Source organism: Stieleria sp. (assembly GCF_041595215.1).
Lineage (GTDB): Bacteria > Planctomycetota > Planctomycetia > Pirellulales > Pirellulaceae > Stieleria > Stieleria magnilauensis.
Genome location: NZ_JBFHKV010000734.1, coordinates 1 through 4,506 on the forward strand (window position 1 = coordinate 1; position 4,506 = coordinate 4,506).

The window sequence follows — 4,506 nt, forward strand, 5'->3', positions numbered from 1 at the left end:
GAGCCAAGTTCGATGCCACAGCCCGCGCATCCGCCGCCGGCGTTTTGCACGGACCGATCGACGATCCATTCGCATTGCCAATCGGATCGCCAAAGAGTGTCGGCTGGTCACGAAACTTCTGGTCGCGTCGCATCACCAATCACCCCACTGATCGAAAAAGGCCTCCGTGCCCGGCGCATCCTGCGGTCGCTCCATCGTGTTTTGTTCCTCTGCATCGATCCGCGTTTGATCGCAGTTGATTTGTGATGCGGTGCCGAGTGCGATCAGCACCACCATCAGCGATGCTCCCCAGACGCTTAGGACCTTTGGCAGATTAAGTGGCGTAAGTCTCCAGCTTGCGCTGTCGGGATCGCAAGCTGGAAGCTTACGCCACTTTGTAAGGCCGCCATTCCTTACCAGCGCGATCATCAATGCGGCTTCGATCATGCCATCACCTTCATCGGGTTAAATCCGAGCGTGATGCAGAGCACGACCGCGGCATCGCGAGAGACGATGGCATGGATCCCAAAGCGTTTGACGGCCCACATCTGATCGATGTCGACATACCCGCGCCGCGCCAAAAGAATCACCTGCGCCGGCACCAGTCCCATCCGCCGCGCCAGTTCCAAAATCGAAAACGCTTCCATGTCCACCGCTCCTGTCGTGTTGCCAAAATCTGTGATTGACATCGAACATCAATCACGTCGCATGGCAGAACTCTAGAGTCGAAAAAACGCGGTTCCAGAGCGGTGACCGGCTCGAATGAAACGAAGCAGGTTGACCGAGGCTAGGGGCAGGCTGGCGGTGGCTGGCCGAGGAAAATGATTTGGATTTTTCGTTAACCGGTCGTTAATCCAGCGCACGAAAAAGCCCTCGCATGATCGCTCATGCGAGGGCACAAATTTGGTCACCTATTTGGTCACCACTTTGGTCACCAAAAGTCGATTTTTGGTCAAAAGCGCCGAAGCAAAACCTCAAAAACCAATGGTTTTAGAAGGGTCACCGAGGCTGATTGACGGCTTACCGAGGCAAGAGTGATTCAAAATCCAGTTCCCGCAAGGGAGTGAGGGTTCGAGTCCCTCCTTCGGTACTTTCTGGAACAAGAGGAATTGAGGTCGTAAGACTCGAGTCCTTTTTCTGTTGGATTCCGCGAGATGGTTTAAACCTCCGTGGCAGACGGTTGACCCAGGGCAGGATCGCATCGGCTCTGAAGGCATCGAATGTGGCTGGAAGGCAAACGTTTTCACCCGCCAGAGCAAGACCAGGTTGCGGATTGAGACAAGAAAATGGATGACAAGAAAATAGGGTAGGAGCGACCTGCAAAACCTGGATCGGATCGTGGTCATTTCCCTGCCATCTCCCGATCCTTTCGTCGGCCAGGCAACGCGACGCAGGGATGGCGACGGACGCAAAATAAACGTCGCGGAAACCCAACAGTGGGCCGTCTTCGTTCGCGCGTGGCGAACGTGTTTTCGGTGGCGGGATGATTTGAAACGGCAGAATCATACGGGGCAGAATGATGCCCTGGGACCTGATCGCATTTTGTTCAGCGTCATAGGCCAACCCACCGGACGAAGCGAGCATCCATTGTTGCCGGCGAATTAATTCACCCGTCTCGCTTAGGCCGCCGTCTGGCGACGACAGCCAATTCATTCGTGTCATTCGTGCTATTCGTGGACAAACTCTTCTCCACTGATTCCGAGACGGAACAGGGCAGCAGCCAAATCGCAAGATGGGGTGATCGCGATTTGCCTATTCTGGCGTTTCAGTTCTTGCCCCCGTTTTCTATTGACCCTTCAACGCCACCAAGTCGGGCTCTGTCGCGGAAACGTTGTGCAGAGTCGCAGAACCGGGGCTAGCCGCGGTTCTTGCCGTACTTCCGGGGAACCGCGGCTAGCTAATGCAATATTCGGCACTAGCGCGCGTTCGGATCAAAGTTCGAGGGCGTCGCGGCGGACGCCCTTGTTTGCGTGTGAACGGGTGCTGGACGCGGTCGTTATTCCTCCAGTAGATCCAGGTCTCCGAAGATGTCGTCGAGGATGTTCCAGCGGGTGTTGCGGAGGGATTCGGTGTCGATGCTGAACGAACCGGCTTCGGCGTTGTAGATGCCGCCACCGAGTCCGTCGCCACGCCCGAAGAAGCGTCCGCCACGGCCTCCCCAAGCCGCGTTGAGTCGGATCTGGCTTCCGGTCAGCACCGTCGTGGCGTCGCCGTTGTAAATGCCGCCGCCGAGCCCGTCGCCTCCGTCGCCAGAGCGCCCGTGGCCCCTGCCGCCGACGGCCGCGTTGAACAACACGATCGCTTCGTCGACCAGCGCCGTCGCACCGCCTTCACTTCCGATCGCACCGCCGAGTCCGTTGCCGCCGTCGCCGCCGCGTCCTCCGTTGCCGCCGACGGCACGGTTTCGAAGCAGCATCGTGTCATGAACACTCGCCGCAGGAATGAACGGGAACCCTTCGAAGGGTGACTCAACGGAGGTGTCCAACAGCGACAGCCCGATGCCGCCGCCGAGTCCGTTCCCGCCATCACCTCCGCGACCACCGTTGCCACCCTTGGCAGCGTTGCCGACGAACACGCCTTCGTCGATCTGCAAGCTGGCGCCGGCGAGCGCCGCGACGCCTCCGCCGACCCCATTGCCGCCGTCACCGCCGCGCCTGCCGCCCTTTCCGCCTTGAGCGGTGTTGCGGCGAAAATCGTTGTCGGTCAGTTCACCGGCATCGGGGAAGAACGAGATGCTTGCCGCGACGGCACCACCGTAGCCGTTTCCGCCGTCACCTTCACCGCTTCCCGCCCCGCCGCGGGCACGGTTGTTCGAAAAGTTGCTGCCTTCGACGAACGCCCTCGCGTCCTTACCGGGCACGGCGACTTCGGGAACGATGAAGGGGCTGAAGTCGTCCGAGAAGATCGCGCCGCCGACGCCCGGACCGCCGGCGTTGTTACCGACTCCCTCGCCACCGATCGCCTGATTCCGTTTGAAGGTGCTGTCAAGGACGAACAAGTCGCTCGCCAAGTTAAAGATTCCGCCACCCATGCCGAAGCCCGCAAAGACTTCGAAGGGCACGGCGGCTTCGGGATCATTCTGTTTCGCTTCGGCGACGTTGCGGGTGAACTTGCTGTCGGTGACCACCGCCGCGGCCGAACGGGTGCCGGTGCCGTCGGGCGTCGGACCGACGTCTTGAGTGATCGCGCCACCGGCGGCGACGTTGATGGCGACGGCACGGTTTCCGACGAAGGAACTTTCATTGACGGAAATCGTTCCGCCGAACTCGTTGGCGATGGCTCCGCCGGCGGCCAACGGCGAGGATTCGATTCCGGCCTGGTTGTGCGTCATGCTGACCGATTCCAAGACCAGATCGCCGCCACGATTGTAGATCCCTCCGCCGAAGGCGAATGCGGGGAATCCGAGTGCGGTCGGAAAGCCGGGTGCATCGCCGGCCAATCCGTTTGCGATCGTCAGGTCATGGATCTCGACCGCGGGCCGCACATCGGGTAGTGCACCGAACGGAACGTCGAGTGGGTAGGGATCGATCGAAAAGACTCGCGAGTCGTGTTCGCCGCTGACCTTCAGCTCACGGGCGCCCGGACCCAGAATCGTGAGGTCGTCCTGGATGACCAGCTGGCTTTCCAAGGCGATTTTGCCGCTGACGTCCTCGGCGAATTCGATGGTGTCGATCCCGGGGGTGTCGTTCGCTTCTTCGATCGCTTCGCGTAACGATCCGGGCCCGTCATCGGCGAGTGTCGTCACCTCAAATACGCTACCGACGGGATACGAGATGCTGCCTTCACCGGTCCAACTGTAGTCGAACGGAACCGTAAACCCGGTCGGCAGCGGCACACCCGAGAACGGCTCGGTCACCGCGATCATGGTGAAGCTGCCGTCGGTGTATTTCGCGAACCGCCCGGTGCTCTCTTCAGGAACGAGTGTGAACTCCGCGACAAACTCCACGACGATGTTGCCGTCGGTTTGCGGCGTGATCGAGAAGACGCCGGGGGCTTCGGCGCCGTAGTCGAAAACGATCTTGTCACCGTTGGAAGCGGTGAACTCGAAGGGGGCATCGCTTTTGAACGTGCCGGTCGGTGCAAGCGGTACGTATTCCACGATTTCGAATGACGCGGATCCGGAATACTCGCCCAAGCGCGTGGCCTGTCCGGTGGCAAAGTGTTCGGCCGACACTCCGGGGAACAGCGGAATCCCGCCAGGCGCCGGACCGCCCCCGTTGACTTCGAAGGGAACCACATGCAATCCGGATTCGGCCGCTCCGGCAATCAACGGGTTGGCACTGAGCACCATCCGTGGCTCCAGGTTCTCAGGTCGGAGGGCACGGTTTCGGACACGATGACGCTGCAGTCTCATAGCTCGATCCTCTGGAGAGTGGGGAGTGATGCACCCTGAGTATAGTGGGTACCCCCAAGGACGTGTTTTTGACTAGCCCTGCAAGCGAAAAATGGCCCGAATCACGAGTTTTTCCAATGACTGGCTGAAGCAAAGCTCGCGTGAGCGTTGGATCGGTGTGGTTCTGGCATCGC

Annotated in this window: 4 protein-coding genes; all 4 read right to left on the reverse strand. The window is 60.0% G+C overall.

Going from position 1 to position 4,506, the window contains the following annotated elements; all coding sequences use genetic code 11:
- Positions 1-132: 132 nt before the first annotated feature.
- The 4 genes from ABX749_RS23320 to ABX749_RS23335 all read right to left on the reverse strand — a co-directional run bounded on the left by ABX749_RS23320 (position 133) and on the right by ABX749_RS23335 (position 4,333).
- Positions 133-426 carry a hypothetical protein gene (locus ABX749_RS23320; RefSeq protein WP_372898108.1) on the reverse strand — a complete coding sequence of 98 codons (294 nt, stop codon included), beginning with the start codon at positions 424-426 and terminating at the stop codon, positions 133-135.
- Positions 423-668 carry a hypothetical protein gene (locus ABX749_RS23325; protein ID WP_372898109.1) on the reverse strand — a complete coding sequence of 82 codons (246 nt, stop codon included), beginning with the start codon at positions 666-668 and terminating at the stop codon, positions 423-425. Before ABX749_RS23325 ends, ABX749_RS23320 begins: the two co-directional genes overlap by 4 nt.
- 331 nt (positions 669-999) lie before the next feature.
- Positions 1,000-1,632, reverse strand: a complete 633-nt coding sequence (locus tag ABX749_RS23330) for a hypothetical protein (protein ID WP_372898110.1) — start codon at positions 1,630-1,632, stop codon at positions 1,000-1,002.
- 343 nt (positions 1,633-1,975) lie between these two features.
- The gene (locus tag ABX749_RS23335; protein ID WP_372898111.1) at positions 1,976-4,333 is read right to left on the reverse strand and encodes a hypothetical protein; all 2,358 of its coding nucleotides are present in this window, start codon (positions 4,331-4,333) and stop codon (positions 1,976-1,978) included.
- Positions 4,334-4,506: the final 173 nt, after the last annotated feature.